Below are 18131 nucleotides of genomic sequence, written 5' to 3'. Positions count from 1 at the left end.
GGAGGCCGGACCGCCGACCTCGGTCACTCCTCGCCCATCCACGTGGACGTGGTCGATCCGGCGCCGGCCTCCTCCCGTCGTACCGGGGCCGTGTCGGGGGCCTCCGCCTGTGCGGGCACCTCGGCCCGGAGCCCGGCCTTCGCCTTCGCCTTGGCCTCGGACCGGTCGACGAGGAGGCCGACCACGAAGTAACCGAAGAAGCCGGCGAACAGACCGATGCCGTACATGGCGAAGAGGTCCGGCTCCGCGAACTGGTTGTTCACGACCGCGCCGCCGCCCAGAGCCGCGATCACGGTGACGAGGTCGGCGATCTTCGACCCGTCGGCCGCGCGTCGCAGGGTCCGGTAGGCGATCCACCCGATGACCGCGCCGAAGGCCCCGGCCCCCCAGAGGCTGAGCGTCGAAACCTGCATGTGTGCTCCTCACGTCGCCCTTGCGTACGCGGTCAAGGTACCGGTGTGACAGGGCTCATATCGATTCGATCGAGTCGATGGCACGCATCAGGCTGTGACCCAGGACGGTGGCGTCGATCCTCTGGTCTTGCGGTGCGCCAGTACTTCCCGAAGCGGGCCGCTCGGCACCCCTACGGGCGGAGGGACGCGGTCGCCCGCGCCCTCGCCCATGTACCGACCGGCACGGGGAGGGCCGGTGCGTCGCGCCGTACTGCTTCCCGTGTGAGCAGGCGCCGGCCTCGGTCGACCTCGACTTTCATGCCGCGGGGCGTCTGGTGGAGGTCGTCGCCCTCGACGCGACCGGCCGGAGCGGTGAAAGAACCCCGCTGACCTGTGGCTTTGTCGGTTCCCAGCGCTTCGTGATGTCACCGCTCCCGTCGCAGCCCACGACGCAAGCCCTCCGCGCACGCTCACCGCTGACGGTGGGCTGTACCGGTCATCGTGCCCGGCTGTTCGGGGGATCTACGGGCCGCGTCCGACGCCTCCTCACTCCAGCGCGGGCATCCGTGGGGAAACGAAGGAGAGACCCGATGCCGCTCTATCTGTCGAGGTTCAGCTACACGCCGGAGACCTGGGCGAGGCTGACCGGGCACCCCGAAGACCGCGCAGAGGCCGCTCGGTCGTACATCGAGTCTGTCGGCGGGAAGCTCCACGGCTTCTGGTACGCCTTCGGCACGCATGACGGCTACAACCTGTGGGAAGCCCCGGACAACGTGTCCATGGCTGCGGTGGCGCTGGCGATCAGCGGAGGCGGCGCGCTCAGCTCGTTCGAGACGACCGTTCTGTTGACCGTCGATGAAACGCTGGACGCCCTGCGCAGAGCCGGTCAGGTCCGGTACCGGCCTCCCGGCGCGGAGCGGTGAGCCCCAAGGGTCTCCGTCCCCGCGGGACCCGGCGGAGGCTGTGGACGGGGGCGAGGAGACGGCGGACCGGCGTGCGCGCCCGGTCCGCCGTACCCGTGTCAGGACGGCAGCCACTCCCGCCAGGTGGCTTCGTTCTCCTTCACCCACCGCCCTGCCGCCTCCTCGGGCGACAGCTTCTGCTCCGCGATCATGAGGGCCACGTCGTTCTGCATGTCGGTCGTCCACCGGAACTTCTTCAGGAAGGCGGCGGCGTCGCCCCCGCCGTCCGCGAAGCGGGTGTTGAGGAACTTCTGCAGCGGGGTGTGGGGGTAGGCGCAGGCCACCTTCTCCGGTTCGGCGTCGCAGCCCTCCTTGTACTCGGGCAGCTTCACCTCCGTCATCGGGACCTTCTCGAACAGCCACTGGGGCTTGTACCAGTAGCTGAGGAACGGCTTCTTCTCCTTGGCGAGCTGTTTGATCTGCGTGATCTGCGCCGCCTCCGAGCCCGCGAACACGACCTGGTAGTCCAGGCCCAGGTTGTCCACAAGGGCCTTGTCGTTCGTGACGTAGGACGGGGAGCCGTCCAGCAACTGGCCCTTGCCGCCGCTCTCCGCGGTACGGAACTCGTCGGCGTACTTGTTCAGGTTCTTCCACTCGGTGACGTCCGGGTGCTTCTCGGCGAAGTAGGTCGGCACGAACCAGCCGATGTGGCCGGTCACCCCGAGGTCCCCGCCCCGGGTGATCGTCCCCTTGTCGTCGATGTACCTCTTCTCCTGGTCCGGGTGGCCCCAGTCCTCCAGGATGGCGTCCACCCGGCCCTGGCTGAGGGCGTCCCAGGCGGGTACCTCGTCGATCTGGACGGTGTCCACCCGGTAGCCGAGCTCGTGCTCCAGCAGATACCGCGCGACGGCCACGTTGGCCTGTGCGCCCACCCACGACTGCACGGAGAGGGTCACCGTGCGGGAGTCCTTCGCGTCGGCGTACGGGGACGCCTGACGGGTCATGTCGGCGGCGCCGCAGCCGGTGAGGGCCGTCAGGGTGACGGCCGCCGCGAGCGCGGAGCCGCCGAGGGCGAGGCGTGTGCGAGCCATGGTCAGGCCCCCTTCCGGGCGAGGTCGCGGCGTTCCGTCGGCTGGGTGACGCGGTCGAGCACCAGGCCGAGGCAGACGATCGCCGCACCGGCGACCAGACCGGTCGCCAGGTCGCCCTGGGCGAGGCCGAAGACCGCGTCGTAGCCGAGCGCTCCGCCGCCCACGAGGCCGCCGATGACGACGACGGCGAGGACCAGCACCACACCCTGGTTGACGGCGAGCAGCAGCGCGGGCCGGGCCAGCGGCAGCTGGACCTGGAACAGCTGCTGGCGACCGGTCGCGCCCAGCGAGCGCGAGGATTCGAGGGCGGCGGGGTCCACCGCGCGCACCCCCTGCGCCGTGATGCGTACGACCGCGGGCAAGGCGTAGACCACGGCGGCCGCGACCGCCGGGGCGCGGCCGACACCGAACAGGGCCACGACGGGGATCAGGTAGACGAACTGCGGCAGCGTCTGGAAGACGTCGAGCACAGGACGCAGTACGCGTCCCAGACGGGTGCTGCGGGCCGCGGCGATCCCGAGGGCGAAGCCGAGCACCAGCGTCACGGCGACGGCGGCCAGGACCTGGGACAGCGTGTCGAGCGCCGGGTCCCAGACGCCCAGCGCACCGATCGCCGCCATCGCGAGGACGGCGGTCGCGGCGGTGCGCCAGGTGCCGATGAGCAGCGCGAGCGAGCCGACGGTCAGCAGGACGGCCCACCAGGGCAGCCACTGCAGGCCGTCGCGCAGGGGGTTCAGGACCCACGTGGTGAACCGCGCGGCCCAGTCGGCGGTGCCGCCGACGAGGGGCACGCCGGAGTAGAGGTGGGCGGTCATCCAGTCGACCGCACCGTTGACGGGTTCGGCGATGTCCACCGTCCACCCGTCGGGCCAGGAGAGCCGGTCGGACAGGCGACCGGCCCCGGCGACGGCGGCGGTCACCGCGAGGGCGACGGCCCAGCCGAGTCCGGCCCGGCGGGCCGGAGCGGCGCCGATGCGCTCGCCCGCCGCGGCGGTGACCCGGTCCAGGACGACGGCGAGCAGCACGATCGGCACGCCGGCGGCGAGCGCGGCTCCGACGTCGACGGAGGCCAGCGCCTGGTAGACGCGGTCGCCGAGGCCACCCGCGCCGATGACGGACGCGATCACGGCCATGCCGAGGGCCATCATGATCGACTGACTGGTGCCGAGCAGCAGCTCCTTGCGGGCCAGCGGCAGCCGGGCCGTCAGCAGTCGCTGCCTGCCGGTGGCCCCGAGGGAGGCGACGGCCTCCATGACGCCGGCGTCCGCGCCGCGCAGTCCGAGCGCGGTGAGACGGGCCATGGGCGGGGCGGCGTAGACGACGGTGGCGAGGACGGCCGCGGGTACCCCGATGCCGAAGACCAGGACGACGGGCAGGAGGTACGCGAAGGCCGGCAGCACCTGCATGGTGTCGAGGACCGGACGGAGGATCCGGTGCATGCGGTCGGACAGGCCGGCGGCGAGCCCGAGGAGGCCTCCGAGCAGCACGGACGCGGCGACGGCGACGACCATCAGGGCGAGGGTCTGCAGGGTGGGCACCCACATGCCGAGCAGTCCGCACACGGAGATGGCGGCGACGGAGGTCAGTGCGAGCCGGACGCCCGCGACGCGCCAGGCCACCAGACCCGCGGCGGCGGTGACGCCGGCCCAGCCGAGAGCCAGCAGGACGAGGTACACGGCGCGGACGGAGACGACCACGGCGTTGCTGATGTGGCCGAGGAAGTAGAGGAACAGCGGGTGGCCGTCACGGTTGTCGACGATCCAGTCGCCGGCGCGGTCGAGGGGCCCCGACAGATCGGCGACGAACGACGCCGGCCAGCTGCCGCCTCCGAGGAGCACGGCTCCGAGGACGAGCGCGACGGCCGTGGCGGCGCCGATCAGCCGGCCGCGGTGGCCCACGAACACGCGCAGGACGCCGGGCGCCGCGCCGGGGGCGGAGGCACGGCGGGGAGAGGCAGGGGTGACGGTCGCGGTCATCGGCCCCACCTGCTCGCGTCGCGGTTCCGCGCCACGGGGAGGGCGCAGCGGACCGGTCCCGAAGTGCCGCGGCCGTCGCGACGGACCGGCTGCCACGGGCCGACGAGGGACTCCCGGCCGTGTCCGGTGCGGTGCGATCCCCCGGCGGCGCGGGTCGTGCCGCCCGGCGGCGGCCAGGTCGTATGGGCGTACATCAGGCCACCGCCTTTCCCGTCGTGGCCGGGACCCCGGCGACGACACCGAGGAGCCCCGCGTGGTCGACCACACCGAGGCACCGGCCGTCCTCGACGATCCGGGCGTTCGCTCCGGTACGGGCGACGGCCTCGATGGCCTCGTGGACGGTGGCGGTCGGCGCGAGCGCGGGCCCGGCCTCGTACTCGTCCGCGAGCGCGGGACGCATCGCCGAGCGGACGGTCAGCACCTGTTCGCGCGGCACGTCCCGGACGAAGTCCCTGACGTAGTCGTCGGCGGGCGCGCCCACGATCTCCTCGGGCGTCCCGAGCTGCACGACGCGGCCGTCGCGCATCAGCGCGATGCGGTCGCCGAGCTTCAGCGCCTCGCCGAGGTCGTGCGTGATGAAGACCATCGTGCGTCCCTCCTCCCGGTGCAGGCGTACGACCTCCTCCTGCATGTCCCGGCGGATGAGCGGGTCCAGCGCGCTGAACGGCTCGTCGAACAGCAGGACCTCGGGGTCGACGGCGAGCGCGCGGGCCAGCCCGACCCGCTGCTGCTGACCGCCCGAGAGCTGACTCGGCCTGCGGTGCCCCATGCCGTCCAGGCCGACCTTCGTGACGAACTCCGCCGCCCGCTCGCGCCGTTCGCCGCGGCCCACGCCCTGGATCTCCAGACCGTAGGCGACGTTGTCGAGCACCGTCCGGTGCGGCAGCAGCCCGAAGTGCTGGAAGACCATCGCCGCCCGGTGCCGGCGCAGCTCGCGGAGCCGTCCGGAGTCCATGGACAGGACGTCCTCGCCGTCGATGGTGATCGTGCCCGAGGTGGGCTCGATCAGGCGGGTCAGACAGCGTACGAGCGTGGACTTGCCCGAGCCGGAGAGGCCCATCACGACGAAGACCTCGCCCTTGCGGACGTCGAAGGAGACGTCGCGGACGGCCGCGGTGCAGCCGGTGCGCTCGCGCAGCTCGGCGGCGCCGAGGGCGCCGAGCTCCGGTTCGGCGGGCACGCGCTCGGCCTTGGGACCGAAGACCTTCCACAGGTCACGCACGGAGAAGACGGACGGCGGTGTGGTGGTGTGCGGCGTAGTGGTCATCGTGTGGTGCCTCCCAGCAGATCGGCGCATTTCTCGCCGACCATGAGCACGCCGATCATCGGGTTGACGGCGGTCATGGTCGGGAAGACGGACGCGTCGGCGATCCGGATGCCGTCCAGGCCCCGGATCCTCAGATCGGGCGCGACGACCGCGAGTTCGTCGTCGACGGCCCCCATCCGGCAGGTTCCGGCGGGGTGATAGACGGTGTGCGCGACATGACGGGCGTACGCGCTGAGCTCCTCGTCGGAGGTGACCTCCGGGCCCGGGCACACCTCGCGCTTCAGCCAACCGGCCAGCGGCTCGCTCGCCGCGATCTGCCGGGCGATGCGGATTCCGTCCACGAGGGTCCGGCCGTCGTAGTCGTCCTCGTCGGTGAAGTACCGGAAGTCGAGCGCGGGTTTGTCCTCGGGGTCGGCGCTCGTCAGGTAGAGCCTGCCGCGGCTGCGCGGCTTGGGGATGTTGGGGGTCATCGACACACCGTGCGCGGGACGTTCGTAGCCCAGGCGCTCGGGGTTGTCGGTGAAGGGGATCTGGTAGAAGTGGAACATCAGGTCCGGCCCGTCGGACTCCGGGTCCCGGCGGACGAACAGCCCGGCATCGGAGTCCATGGCGGAGTTCTCCGGGATCGGACCGTGCGTCTCCCACACGATGACCGACTCGGGGTGGTCGAGCAGGTTCTCACCCACGCCCGGCAGGTCGTGCACGACGGGTATGCCGAGCTTCTCCAGGTCGGCGCGCGGACCGATCCCGGAGTGCAGCAGCAGGCGCGGGGTGTCCACGGCGCCCGCGCACACCAGGATCTCCCGTCGGGCGCGTACGACGTGCTCCGTGCCCTCCTTGGTGCGGATGTGCACACCGGTGGCGCGGGTGCCCTCGAACTCCAGCCGGAACGCCCAGGTCTCCAGGGCGATGTGCAGGTTCGGCCGGTCCAGGAACGGGTGGAGATAGGCGACGGACGCGGACGACCGCTTGTTGTTCTCCGGGTGGTAGGCGAGGTCGAAGAAGCCGACGCCTTCGTGGAAGGGCTGCTTGTTGAAGCCCTCGACGCGCGGAACTCCGAGCGCGGTCTGCGCCGCGTCGACGAAGTCCCGGGCGATCGCGTTCCGGTCGGCCTCGTCGACGGGGACGATGTTGTTGCGCAGCCGGGCGAAGTAGGGGTCCATGGCCGCCGCGTCCCAGCCCTCGGCACCCGCCTCGGCCCACTCGTCCCAGTCGGAGGGAAGGGGCTTGAACGCGATGAGGGTGTTGTGCGAGGAGCAGCCGCCCAGCACGCGCGCCCGGCTGTGCCGGATGTACGAGTTGCCCCGGGGCTGCTCGGTGGTGGGGTAGTCGTAGTCCAGCTCGCCGCCGAGCAGGCCCATCCAGCGGCGCAGGGTGAGGACGTCGTCGCGGCCGACGTCGCTGGGGCCGCCCTCGATGACGGCGACGCTGACGTCCGGGTCCTCGGTCAGCCGGGAGGCGATCACCGATCCCGCGGTGCCGCCGCCGACGACGACGTAGTCGTACACGTGCCGGTCGTTCACGCCTGCTCCTTCTGCGTCTCGCCCGCGAACCAGCGCACGGGGCGCGGAGCGAGGTTCTGGTAGATGTGCTTGGCCTCGCGGTACTCGGCGAGGCCGCTCGGGCCCAGCTCCCGGCCGATGCCGGACTTGCCGAAGCCGCCCCATTCCGCCTGGGGCAGGTAGGGGTGGAAGTCGTTGATCCAGACGGTGCCGTGGCGCAGCCGGGCCGCGACGCGTCGGGCACGGTCCTCGTCGGAGCTCCACACCGCTCCGGCGAGGCCGTACTCGGTGTCGTTGGCGAGGGCGACGGCCTCCTGCTCGGTGCGGAAGGTCTCCACGGTGAGGACGGGGCCGAAGACCTCCTCGCGGACGACCCGCATGCCGCGGTGGCACCGGTCCAGGACCGTGGGCCGGTAGAAGTAGCCGGGACCGGCCGGCCGCTCGCCGCCCGCGCGCAGGACCGCGCCCTCGCCGAGGGCGGAGGCGACGTACTCCTCGGTCCGCGCCAACTGGGCCGCGGAGACCAGCGGACCGCACTCGACGCCCTCGTCGGTGCCGCGGCCCAGCCGGATGTGCCCGGCCCGGCGGGCGAGTTCGGCGACGAAACGCTCGCGCAGCGACTCCTCGACGATGAGTCGGGAGCCCGCGGAGCAGACCTGGCCGCTGTGGATGAAGGCGGCGTTCAGCGCCTGGTCGACGGCGGTGTCGAAGCCCTCGGGCGTCGAACAGGCATCGGCGAACACGACGTTGGGGTTCTTGCCGCCCAGTTCCAGGGCGACCTTCTTCACGCTGTCGGCGGCCGCCCTGGCGACCTTCGTGCCGCTGACGAGACCGCCCGTGAACGAGACGAGATCGACGTCGGGGTGCTCGGCGAGCCGGGCGCCGACGGTGCCGCCGGGGCCCGTGACGATGTTGGCCGCGCCGAGCGGCAGTCCGGCCTCCAGGAGCAGTTCGACCAGGACGACGGTGCTCAGCGGGGTGATCTCGCTGGGCTTGATGACGAAGGTGTTGCCGGCGGCGAGGGCGGGCGCGATCTTCCAGCTGGCCTGGAGCAGCGGATAGTTCCACGGCGTGATCAGGGCGCAGACCCCGACCGGCTCGTACACGACGACACTGCGGATCTCGTCCGAACCGGCGTCGACGACGCGTCCGCCGTCCTCGTTCGCCACGAGGTCGGCGAAGTACAGGAAGGCGTCGCGGACGCAGTCGACGTCGATGCGGCCCTCCTCCAGCGTCTTGCCGGCGTCCTGGCTCTCCAGGGCGCCGATCCGCTCCCGATCGCGCTCGAGCAGGGCGGCGACCCGTCGCAGCAGAGCGGCCCGCTCGGGGGCCGGCGTGCGTGGCCAGGCGCCGTCGTCGAACGCGGCCCGTGCCGCGGCCACGGCGTCGTCGGTGTCCTGGACACCGCCCTCCGCCACCACCGCGAAGGCGGTCGCGTCGACGGGATCGATGAGCTCGCGCGTGGCGCCGGAGAGGGCTGAGCGCCACTCGCCGCCGACGTGGATGGTTTGTTGTGCTGCGGTCACTTCGTGTACGGCCCTTCGTTCCTTTGAGTCCCCCTGCCGGCAGTACCGGCGGTTCAGCCGCCTGCCCTGGGCCGTGCAACCCATGCGCAATGCCTTACGGAGAGTGTTCTGTCTCACGTCCAGCGATGGGCAAATAGGGCATATGGGACAGTCCCGTGTGGGTGGGGCCCTGATGGGGACCGGGGAGCGAGGCCAGACGGTACGAGTGGCCAGGGACGACCGGGGCGGTCACGCACCCGGATGCGTGACCGCCCGTCCTGCTCGCCCGAACGTCAGACGGGGCTCGGTCCGCCCCCGAACGGCCCGCCCGTCCGGTAGTACACGGCGATCTCCTCCCGGCGCTGCCGGTCCGCGAGGTGCTCGCCGGAGTGGAACTCCGGTGCGGCCTTGACCTGGTCCTTGGTCAGACCGAGGTGCACCGTGTGGTTCTCCAGGTCGAAGCGGGTCACCGTGCTTGCCGGAAGCAGTACCTCCTTGCCGAAGATCCACACGCCGGTGTCGACGACCAGGTAGGAGTCGTCGATGTCGTGGGAGTGCTTATCGACCTTCCCGATGTGCCCGTCGGTGGCTTCGACCCTCCAGCCGGTCAGGTCGGTGCCCACCAGGTGGCTGAAGGCCTGCCCGTAGTTCCACACGTTCTCCGCCATGCCCGATCACTCCTCCACTCCGAGACGCTCACCGTGTGTCCGGCGGGAACCGATCGCTTCCCGCCGCAACCTCAGGAGGACCGGCTGCCCCGCGACCCGGGTCCCACACCACTGGCCGCCGTCGGCGGAGGACGGCGTCGACCGCGCCTTCGCCGACCGCCGCAGCCCCTTCGCCACCGCACTCACCGGCAGGTTCGAATCCTGCCCTCGCCGCGTCCGCCTCCACTCGGCCGCTCGGGGTAACGCGGCGTCCGGGACGGTGCGGCCTCCCGGGCCCCGGGACGGGGCCCTTCTACGCTCCCTCACATGCGATCCCAGGACGCCGAGACCACGCACCCTCGGTTCAGGACCCGCAACGTCGCCTTGACCCGTGACTTGCTGTCGATCGACGAATGCGGAGCCCTCATCCGTGCCATGGAAGAAGCGCCGAGGGAACCGGCGCAGGTCGTGCGCGCCGGCGAATCGATCCTGGACCAGTCACTGCGGTTCTGTTTCGACCACCACCTTCCCGACGACACCAAGCGCTTCGTCGGTGAACGCCTGACGTCCTATTTCGATGACCACCGGCCGGAATTCGATTCCGACGCCGACTACTTGTACGGCCCCTACTTCATGTCGTACGAGAAGGGAAGCTACTTCCGTGCTCATCGCGACGTCGCCAACCACAAGGACGATCCACCGCGTCTGGCCGCGCACCGCTGGTCGCTCCTGCTCTACCTCAACGGGCGGGACCCCGGAGGCCCGTTGCCGGCCTTCGACGGCGGCGCGCTCACGCTCTACGAGACCGACCCCGATCTCTCCGACCGCAGGGTGGTGATCGTGCCGGAGCCAGGAATGCTGGTGCTGTTCCGGGCGTCGCTGATGCATGAGGTGGCAACCGTGCTGGACGGCACCCGGTATGCGGTCGCGGGCTGGATGTCCAGTTCGAACTCTCTCTCCTCCGGAGGCCGGCCATGACCCATCACGCCCCCGTCAACGAGTCGACGCGGATTTGGGTGACCAGGGAGACGACCGTCGAAACACGGACGGCCCTGGTCCGATTCTGCCGCCGAAACGGATATCCGCACCTCTACTCCGAGGTGCTGGAACCCCTGTTGGCTCAGTCGGGCCTGGTTCTTGCGTTGGCGACGCGGGAGAGGCCGTGGCCGCCCAAGGGGATCGGTTCACAGACGGTGGAGGCCGTTGGGATCGCACTGATCGGCACCGAAGGCAGGGCGCTTCTCACCCCGGTTCTGACCGACTTCAGCAACGCGACGAACATCGGCCTCGTCGGCGCTGTGACGAAGGAACTGCTGCAGCATCTCCGTGACGAGAGCGTGCCGACCGTCGGCTACCTCGTCCGCCAGGGCGATCGCGTGCTTGAACGCGTGCTGGAACAGGCGGGATACGCCGAATCCGACCTCCAGTCGGCGACCGACTACGCCGAGTACCTGGAATATGCGGCCGCGCCCGGCAAGGTGCTCGAATCCATGGGCATCGACGGTCTCCGGCTGGGAGACGTCCTGGCGCTCAATCTGGACGGCCGAGAGCTCGACCGTCTGAGCACCTACCACTTCGCACTGGCCGCCGGCCTCACGTCCTATCTCCACGACTCGATCCGCTTCGCGGCCCTGCTGCCCGGCCTGATCGACCTGGTCGCCACCCTGCCGCCCGGGGGAGTGCCGCCCGGTACGCCCGGTCCACCCGTCGAACGGTCCGAGTGATGCCCCGCAATCGGATACGGCCGGCACCGTTGTCCCTCGTCGTATCGAGCCTGGACGAGAACACGGAACTGCATGACACCCTGCTGTCCGTCTACGCCGGGTCGGTGGTGCCGGCCGAAACCGTCGTGGTCGACGACGGGGGTACGGACGGCAGTTGCGCTGTCCTGAAGGAGGCCGCGTGGCGCGAGCGGGGCGTCGTCGTCCATCGCATCGAGCGCAGCGGCGTGGCAGCGGCGCGCAATGCGGGCGTCGCCCTCACGCAGAGTCCCTACCTGCTTTTCCTGGATGCCCACTGCCGGTTGGACCGGGACTGTCTCGCGCGACTGGAGCGCGCGCTGTCCGCTCGCCCCGACGCGGTCCTGGCACCCGCCGTGTGCGACTTCGACAGCACGGTCTACGGATGTGGTGCCCGTTTGATCGATGCCGAACTGCGCGTGCGCTGGCTGCCACCGCGCACGGACGATGCCTTCCACCCCCTCCCCATCGCGCCAGGAGGATGCCTCGCACTGAGCCGGGCGACCTTCGATCGCCTGAACGGCTTCGGATCCTTTCGCGAACTGGGCCTGGAGGACATTGACTTCAGCCTGCGCGCATGGCGTGCGGGCATCGACGTCCTAGCCGTCCCCTCGGCGCGTCTCGCACACCGCTTCCGCCCCAACCCGCCCTACCGGCTCAGCTCTGCCAGTCGCGCCTACAACGTGGCGAGGGTCGCGCTGGTCCACTTCGACGGTGCTCGCCGCGAACAGTGCCTGCGGACGGTCATCGGCGCCCCCAGAGCCGCCGGGGTCTTGGTGGACGCATTCGTCAGCGACTGGGAGCAGCAGAGAGCCCTGCTGGCGGCGACGAGCTCGAGAACCGTGGAGGCGTTCTTCGACTGCTTCGGAGACTGGCGGTGATCTCCGGGCGGAGCAGCCCGCCATGGAACAGTCATGCCGGGCCCGGAGGCCGGCGGCCCACTTGCAGGAAAGCGAAACACGGGGGGCAGCCGAATCCGGGCGGACGCCCGCCACCGCGGCCCTTGCGCTGTCGGTGGAGGCGGCCAGATCCACGGTTGCCCCGGCTGTGTCGCGCAACCGGGTGAGTGTCGTCCGCAGGATCCTCTTCGGCCGGTCGTGCCCTCCTGCCGTTCGTCCGAACGGTCCGTCCGCGTTGCTCCCGGCCGCGTGGGCGCCTCGGATGGAAGCGGCGAGAACGAGACCGCCGTCCCGGCGAGCGTCGGCCCGAAGAACAGGAGCACACCCCCATGTACGTTCGCACCATCTACACCATCGGTGACCCCGCCAAGATCGACGCGTGTGTGGACGAGCTCCGCGAGGAGGCCCCCAGGGCATTGGCCGGCCAGCCCGGGTACCGGGGCTTCGCGCTGTTCACCGACCGCGAGCTCGGCAAGATCCTCACGGGTTCCTGGTGGGAGAGCGAAGAGGCGCTGCGGAACAGCGACGAGCAGCTCAAGGAGCGACGCGCGGCGATGCTGGCGCCGTTCGCGAGCACCGTGACGGTCGACAGCTGGGAGGCGGCGGTGTTCACCCCTCCCGCGCAGGTCGGACCCGGCGCGGGTTTCCGCCTGACCCGGTTCGAGATCGACCCGTCCGACGCCGACCTGCTGGTGGAGACGTTCCGGAGCACCACACTGCCCAGGGTGCAGGCCATCGAGGGCTTCGAGACCGCGGCGATGCTCCTCGACCGGGCCGGGGGCCGGGGCAGCGTGGGTGTGATCTATGCCGATCAGGCCGCGCTGGCGGCCTCCCGCGGCAAGCAGTCGGCGGCTCGCGGCGAAGCGGCCACGAAGACGGGGGTGTCCATCCGCAGCCTTGAGGAGTTCGAGGTGGTCACGCTCGAACGCCGGTAGACCGTCCACGTGTGAACGGGCAGCGGAGTGCGGCGCCGCACCGACAACGGCACCCGGCAGGTTCGCGGTGCCCGGTAGATCGTGGGATCTTCCCCGTCGGCCGTCCTCGTCACCACCAGTTCCTCCACGGAGCCGGCCCTGGAGTACGCGGCCTCCTGCGGGATCGTCCGCGTCGACGGTACGGAGCCGTCGGCCTGGCCCGCCCTCCGCCTCCGGAGAGGCGACGGAACCGGGGGACCCCGCCACCGGCGAGGTCCACGGCCTTCCGCTCCGGCCGCGCCGACAGGGACGCGGCCGGAGCGGTGGCGGCAGCGACGTTCCCACGCTGGTCGGCGCCCGCCCCGGCCGCCCGCCGGCGCGCGCTGCTCGGCATCGCCGACGTCATCGAGGCGCGCGGACGCCCTGGTCGCAGCCGCCGGGCGCTCACCGCACACCGGGACGTCGCCCTGATCGCCGTCACCGGCAGCGTCCGGTCCGGGCAGGAGACCGGTCCGGGCAGGAGACCGGGGCTGCCACGACGGCTGCCCCCGCGCACCGCGAGGCCGTCTTCGGCCTCGCCGCCGGCATCCGGACCACGAACCACGACCGCGCGACGCGCGCCGTCCGCGCCCTTCGCACGGGCATCGTCTGGGTCCACACCCACGGCACCACGGTCTCCGAAACGCCCCACGGCGGCGTCGACCAGTCCGGCTACGGCAGCGACCTCTCCCTGACGGGCCTCCTGGACCACACCCACCCGAAGCGCGTCATGCTGTGACACCCGAACACGTCCCGCGCCCACGGTGCCGATTGCGACCTCGGCTGCGTGGCCGACGGGCGGGACGCTGTCACGATGGGTGCCGTGAGTGCACAGGGTGAACGGGACGGCAGGGAAACCTCGGCGGGGCGGGAGCGTCGGTGGCGGCGTGACCCGGAGCGAACGCACGCGGTGCTGGTGGACGCTCTTCTGGAGCTGGTGGCCGAGGGGCAGGCGGAGCCCACTCGGAAGGCGGTGGCCGAGCGGGCCGGCGTCTCCGAGCGGACGGTGTTCGTACATTTCGCCGATCGCGAGGCACTGCACGTCGCAGCCGCCGAGCGGCAGGCGGAACGGTGGCGGGCGCTGGCCGAACCGGTGCCGCCCGAGTGGCCGACGGTACGCAAGGTACGGGCGCTGGTGGCTCAGCGCAGCCGCATGTACGAGCTGATGACGCCGATCCGCAAGGTCGGCCTGGGACTTGAACCGGTCTCCCCGGGCCTCCGCCTCGTGATGGCGAAGGGGGACGCCTGGTTCCGCGAGGACCTGGCCGGGATGTTCGACCCGGAGCTGCGGCGGGTGCCGCGGGCGCGGCGGCCCGGGGGGCTGCTGGATGCTCTGGAGGCCGCTTCCTCCTGGGCGGCCTGGGACCACCTGCGTACCCGGCGTGGGCTGGACGTGGCGGCTGCCTGCTCGGCGGTCCGCCGGACCCTTCGAGCGTTGCTGGACCCCATGGAGGACTGAGCGCCGGGCGGTGCGTCCGCGGAACATCCCTTGACCACTATTGCAGTCGTACTGCAATAGTGGCCTCGTGCTGCGCGGCTCCCGGCAGGGCCGGCGACCGCGTCGCCGTGCCTGCCGGCACCGACGGCCGCTTCTTCGCCGTCCCGCGACCGACAAGAAGGGTGTGTACTGCAATGACTCCCATGGACCGGCGCGGGTTCGTCGCCGCCGCGATGGGCGCCGCGGCAGCAGCCGTGTCGCTGAACCCGCAGACCGCCGAGGCGCTCCCCGGACCGCACCACCCCCTGACGCCGTCGCCCACGCGGACCGACGGGCTGCCCTATGACGACCAGGCCGACTTCGCCGACGCCGACCGGGGGTTCATCGCCGCGTTCACCGGCGGGCCGATCACCACCGCTGCCGGGAAGACCGCCTGGGACCCCGCTGCGTACCGCTTCCTCACCGGCGCCGACGCCGCAAAGCCGCCCGAGAGCGTCGACCCGAGCCTGTGGCGGCAGGCCCGGCTCCTGTCCCGCCAGGGGCTCTACGAGGTCACCGACCGGATCTACCAGGTGCGCGGCCTCGACCTGTCCAACATGACCGTCGTCGAGGGCGACACCGGCATCATCGTCATCGACCCGCTGATCTCCGCCGAGACCGCGGCCGCCGCGCTCCGGCTCTACCGGGACCACCGCGGAGACCGCCCGGTCAGGGCGATGATCTACACCCATCCGCACGTCGACCACTTCGGCGGCTGCCGCGGCGTCCTGCCCGACGGCGCCGGCGACGTACCCGTCCTCGCCCCGCGGGGCTTCATGGAGCACGCGGTCAGCGAGAACGTCTACGCCGGGCCCGCGATGGCCCGGCGCGCCGCCTACATGTACGGCGCCCAGCTGCCCACGGGCGCCGCTGCCCAGGTGGGCTGCGGGCTCGGGCTGAACGTCTCCCTCGGCACCGTCGGTCTCATCGCCCCCACCCAGTACATCGGCGCCACCGGGCAGGAGGTCACCCTCGACGGCGTCCGCATCCGTTTCCAGATGACTCCCGGGACCGAGTCCCAGGAGGAGATGAACTTCCTCTTCCCCGACCTCCGCGCGGTCTGCATGGCGGAGAACGCCACGCACACCATGCACAACATCCTCACCCTGCGCGGCGCACAGGTCCGCGACGCCCACGCCTGGGCCGGATATCTGACCGAGTCCATCGGTTTGTACACCGGAACGGCCGACGTGGCCTTCGCCTCCCACCACTGGCCCACGTGGGGAGGCGAGAACATCGTCGGGCTGCTCACCCACCAGCGGGACCTCTACGGCTACCTGCACGACCAGACCGTCCGCCTGATCAATCAGGGCTTCACCGGCACGGAGATCGCGGAGAACTTCGCCCTCCCGCCGCAACTGGAGCGCGTGTGGGCCAACCGCGGCTACTACGGTTCGATCAGCCACAACGTCAAGGCGGTCTACCAGCGCTACATGGGCTGGTTCGACGGGAACCCCGCGCACCTGTGGGAGCATCCGCCGGTGGAAGAGGCCCGCCGCTGGGTCGAGTCCCTCGGAGGCCAGGCCGCCGTGCGCGCCCGCGCCCGGCACTACGCCGACCGCGGCGACCTGCGCTTCGCCGTCACCCTGCTCAACCACGCGGTCTTCAACGACCCGAAGGACGCCAGGGCCAAGCGCCTGCTCGCCGTCCTCTACACCCGCCTCGGCCAGGCCGCCGAAAACGCCGTCTGGCGCAACTTCTACCTCACCGGCGCCCAGGAGCTCACCCATGGCATCACGCCCAGCACCAGCGCCACCCTCGGCCCCGACATGTACCTGGCCCTCACCGTCGGGCAGCTGATCGACGGCCTCGCCGTCCGGGTCGACGGCCCCAAGGCATGGTCACTGCGCATGGCCGTCGACTGGCACATCGGCGACACGTACTGGCATCTCCGCCTCGCCAACGGCCTGCTCACCTGGACCTCCGGCACCAGCCCGGCCACGGACGCGGGCCTCACCATGACGATGACCAAGCCCCAACTTCTCGCCCTCCTCGCGGGCAAAGGAACCAACGGCATCACCATGAGCGGTGATTCCGCCCTACTGCCCCGCCTTCTGTCGGTCCTGGACTCCCCGGACCCGGACTTCCCGATCGTCACGCCCTGAGGCCGGGTCGTGGGCGGCCGCGGCCGACCGGTTCGGGAGCGGCGCCGGCCCGACGGATCACCTGTTCAGGGACTGTGCCCCGGGCGCCCGTCGGTGGCTCCATGAGACGTGGCGTCCGCGGTCGCGGCGCCGATCGGAGTACGGCTCACGTGACGAGGTGATCAGCGTTGGCGACCGACCGGTACGGCCACGACCTGTACAACGGCACATCAGAGGCAGCCGGATACCTGGACCGCGCCGTGGAGGACCTGCTCTTCTTCCGCCCCGAAGTGGCCGGAGCGGTCGACGACCTTCTCGAGGCCGCCCCCGCCTCACCGGTCGCGCACGCTTTCGCGGCCTATCTGGGCGTGCTGGGTACGGAGTCGGCCGACGCCGCTGCGGCGCAGCTGCGGTTCGAAGGTTCGGCCTCCGGGCTGGACCTGACCAGGCTTCCCCCGCGGGAGCGACTGCACACGGCCGCTGCCGAAAGCCTGCTCGCGGGCGATCTGCGGCGGGGGAGCGCGCTTCTGGAGGAGCTGACCACCGCCTACCCGCGGGACGCGCTCGCGCTCTTCGTCGGGCACCAGCTCGACTTCCTCACCGGTGACGCGCTGCGCCTGCGGGACAGGATCGGCGGTGCGCTGTCCGCCTGGGAGGAGGACGACCCTCATCGGGGCCCGCTCCTGGGCATGTACGCCTTCGGCCTGGAGGAGTGCGGACACTACACCCACGCCCGGGAGACGGGATCGGCCGCGGTCGAACGGAATCGACATGACGTGTGGGCCATCCATGCAGTCGTGCACACCTACGAGATGCAGGGCCGCTTCGCCGAAGGCATCACCTTTCTCGACGCGCGCGTCGGCGACTGGTCCGACGGCAACTTCCTGACGGTCCACAACTGGTGGCACTACGCGCTGTACGCCCTGGAAGCGGGCCACACCGACACGGCGCTCGGCATCTACGACACGGTGCTGTACAACGGGGAATCCAGAGGACTGGCGATGGAACTCCTCGATGCGGCATCCCTGCTGTGGCGGTTGCATCTCGCGGGATCCGATCAGACCCGCCGATGGGAGACGCTTGCCGACGCCTGGTCCGCACGGGCTGATCCTCCGTTCTACGCCTTCAACGACGTGCACGCCGTCATGTCCTACGTCGGCGCGGGCCGGACGGAGGAAGCACGACGGCTGATCGCCGACCGTCGGCGCTGGCTGGCGGAACCGGGCTCGAAAACCCTCACCAACCACGCGATGACCGCGAACGTGGGCCTGCCCGTGTGCGAGGCGCTGGTCGCGCAGGCCGGAGGAGACCACGACACCGTCATGGAACTGCTGTGGCCGCTACGTCGACGACTCCACGAGTTCGGAGGGAGCCACGCCCAACGCGACGCACTCCAGAAGACCCTCATCGAGGCGGCCCTGAGCTCCGGGCGACACGACATGGCGAGGCTTCTGATCAGCGAGCGGACCGCGCTGCGGCCGCGCAGCCCGTACAACTGGCTGACCAGCGCACGCCTGGCGGACTCGATGGGTGACGCCACCCGGGCCGGCCTCGCCCGGGATCGTGCAAGCCGGCTGGGGCGGGACGGATCTCCCGGGTCCGAGCGGATCTGACGGGCTGCCGGACCTCACCCCGGACGGGTGGCCGGCCTCCCGCGAGCGTGTGACACGGCGACCGACCGCTTCCGGCAGCCCTCG

General features: G+C 71.2%; 16 protein-coding genes and 1 pseudogene. 10 read left to right on the top strand and 7 right to left on the bottom strand.

Translation table 11 applies throughout. The features are described 5' to 3' along the window. Positions 1 to 23: 23 nt before the first annotated feature. Positions 24 to 413 carry a hypothetical protein gene (locus ABZ318_RS12665; protein ID WP_356902464.1) on the bottom strand — a complete coding sequence of 130 codons (390 nt, stop codon included), beginning with the start codon at positions 411 to 413 and terminating at the stop codon, positions 24 to 26. A gap of 569 nt (positions 414 to 982) precedes the next feature. On the opposite strand from ABZ318_RS12665, the gene ABZ318_RS12660 reads away from it, so the two are divergent. After that, positions 983 to 1315: a GYD domain-containing protein gene (locus ABZ318_RS12660; protein WP_356902463.1), complete on the top strand. Its 333-nt coding sequence runs from the start codon at positions 983 to 985 to the stop codon at positions 1313 to 1315. Positions 1316 to 1413: 98 nt separating this feature from the next. On the opposite strand, the gene ABZ318_RS12655 is transcribed toward ABZ318_RS12660, so the two are convergent. The 6 genes from ABZ318_RS12655 to ABZ318_RS12630 form a co-directional block, all read right to left on the bottom strand. Next, positions 1414 to 2385, bottom strand: a complete 972-nt coding sequence (locus ABZ318_RS12655; protein WP_356902462.1) for an ABC transporter substrate-binding protein — start codon at positions 2383 to 2385, stop codon at positions 1414 to 1416. Between the two features lie 2 nt (positions 2386 to 2387). Further along, positions 2388 to 4361 (bottom strand): ABC transporter permease subunit, encoded by a 1974-nt coding sequence (locus ABZ318_RS12650; RefSeq protein WP_356902461.1) that lies wholly within the window; start codon positions 4359 to 4361, stop codon positions 2388 to 2390. Between the two features lie 193 nt (positions 4362 to 4554). Continuing rightward, positions 4555 to 5628: a glycine betaine/L-proline ABC transporter ATP-binding protein gene (locus tag ABZ318_RS12645; protein WP_356902460.1), complete on the bottom strand. Its 1074-nt coding sequence runs from the start codon at positions 5626 to 5628 to the stop codon at positions 4555 to 4557. Next, positions 5625 to 7151, bottom strand: a complete 1527-nt coding sequence (locus ABZ318_RS12640) for a GMC oxidoreductase (protein WP_356902459.1) — start codon at positions 7149 to 7151, stop codon at positions 5625 to 5627. Before ABZ318_RS12640 ends, ABZ318_RS12645 begins: the two co-directional genes overlap by 4 nt. Then, entirely contained in the window at positions 7148 to 8656 is a 1509-nt protein-coding gene (locus tag ABZ318_RS12635) for an aldehyde dehydrogenase family protein (RefSeq protein ID WP_356902458.1), read from the bottom strand. The genes ABZ318_RS12640 and ABZ318_RS12635 overlap by 4 nt, the downstream gene beginning before the upstream one ends. 272 nt (positions 8657 to 8928) lie before the next feature. After that, entirely contained in the window at positions 8929 to 9303 is a 375-nt protein-coding gene (locus tag ABZ318_RS12630; RefSeq protein WP_356902457.1) for a PRC-barrel domain containing protein, read from the bottom strand. Positions 9304 to 9609: 306 nt separating this feature from the next. On the opposite strand from ABZ318_RS12630, the gene ABZ318_RS12625 reads away from it, so the two are divergent. The 9 genes and pseudogenes from ABZ318_RS12625 to ABZ318_RS12585 all read left to right on the top strand — a co-directional run bounded on the left by ABZ318_RS12625 (position 9610) and on the right by ABZ318_RS12585 (position 18047). After that, positions 9610 to 10260 carry a 2OG-Fe(II) oxygenase gene (locus ABZ318_RS12625; protein WP_356902456.1) on the top strand — a complete coding sequence of 217 codons (651 nt, stop codon included), beginning with the start codon at positions 9610 to 9612 and terminating at the stop codon, positions 10258 to 10260. Then, on the top strand, positions 10257 to 11006 hold the full coding sequence (locus ABZ318_RS12620; RefSeq protein ID WP_356902455.1) for a hypothetical protein: 750 nt from the start codon (positions 10257 to 10259) through the stop codon (positions 11004 to 11006). Before ABZ318_RS12625 ends, ABZ318_RS12620 begins: the two co-directional genes overlap by 4 nt. 29 nt (positions 11007 to 11035) lie before the next feature. Then, a complete protein-coding gene (locus tag ABZ318_RS12615; protein WP_356902454.1) occupies positions 11036 to 11902 on the top strand; it encodes a glycosyltransferase in 867 nt (288 codons plus the stop codon). Between the two features lie 347 nt (positions 11903 to 12249). Beyond that, positions 12250 to 12855, top strand: a complete 606-nt coding sequence (locus tag ABZ318_RS12610; protein WP_356902453.1) for an antibiotic biosynthesis monooxygenase — start codon at positions 12250 to 12252, stop codon at positions 12853 to 12855. A 99-nt stretch (positions 12856 to 12954) separates the two neighbouring features. After that, positions 12955 to 13053 (top strand): annotated as a pseudogene (locus ABZ318_RS12605) (restriction endonuclease); the annotation flags it as partial. A 127-nt stretch (positions 13054 to 13180) separates the two neighbouring features. Beyond that, complete coding sequence (locus ABZ318_RS12600) at positions 13181 to 13612, top strand: aldehyde dehydrogenase family protein (protein WP_356902469.1); 432 nt, start codon at positions 13181 to 13183, stop codon at positions 13610 to 13612. Between the two features lie 177 nt (positions 13613 to 13789). Further along, positions 13790 to 14332 (top strand): TetR/AcrR family transcriptional regulator, encoded by a 543-nt coding sequence (locus ABZ318_RS12595; protein WP_356902452.1) that lies wholly within the window; start codon positions 13790 to 13792, stop codon positions 14330 to 14332. A 173-nt stretch (positions 14333 to 14505) separates the two neighbouring features. Next, on the top strand, positions 14506 to 16455 hold the full coding sequence (locus ABZ318_RS12590) for an alkyl sulfatase dimerization domain-containing protein (protein ID WP_356902451.1): 1950 nt from the start codon (positions 14506 to 14508) through the stop codon (positions 16453 to 16455). Positions 16456 to 16622: 167 nt separating this feature from the next. Beyond that, a complete protein-coding gene (locus ABZ318_RS12585; protein WP_356902450.1) occupies positions 16623 to 18047 on the top strand; it encodes a tetratricopeptide repeat protein in 1425 nt (474 codons plus the stop codon). Positions 18048 to 18131: the final 84 nt, after the last annotated feature.

This window comes from Streptomyces sp. NPDC006197, assembly GCF_040613865.1.
Lineage (GTDB): Bacteria > Actinomycetota > Actinomycetes > Streptomycetales > Streptomycetaceae > Streptomyces.
The sequence above is the reverse complement of the archived record's forward strand: the minus strand, read 5'-3'. Positions and strand labels throughout refer to the sequence as shown.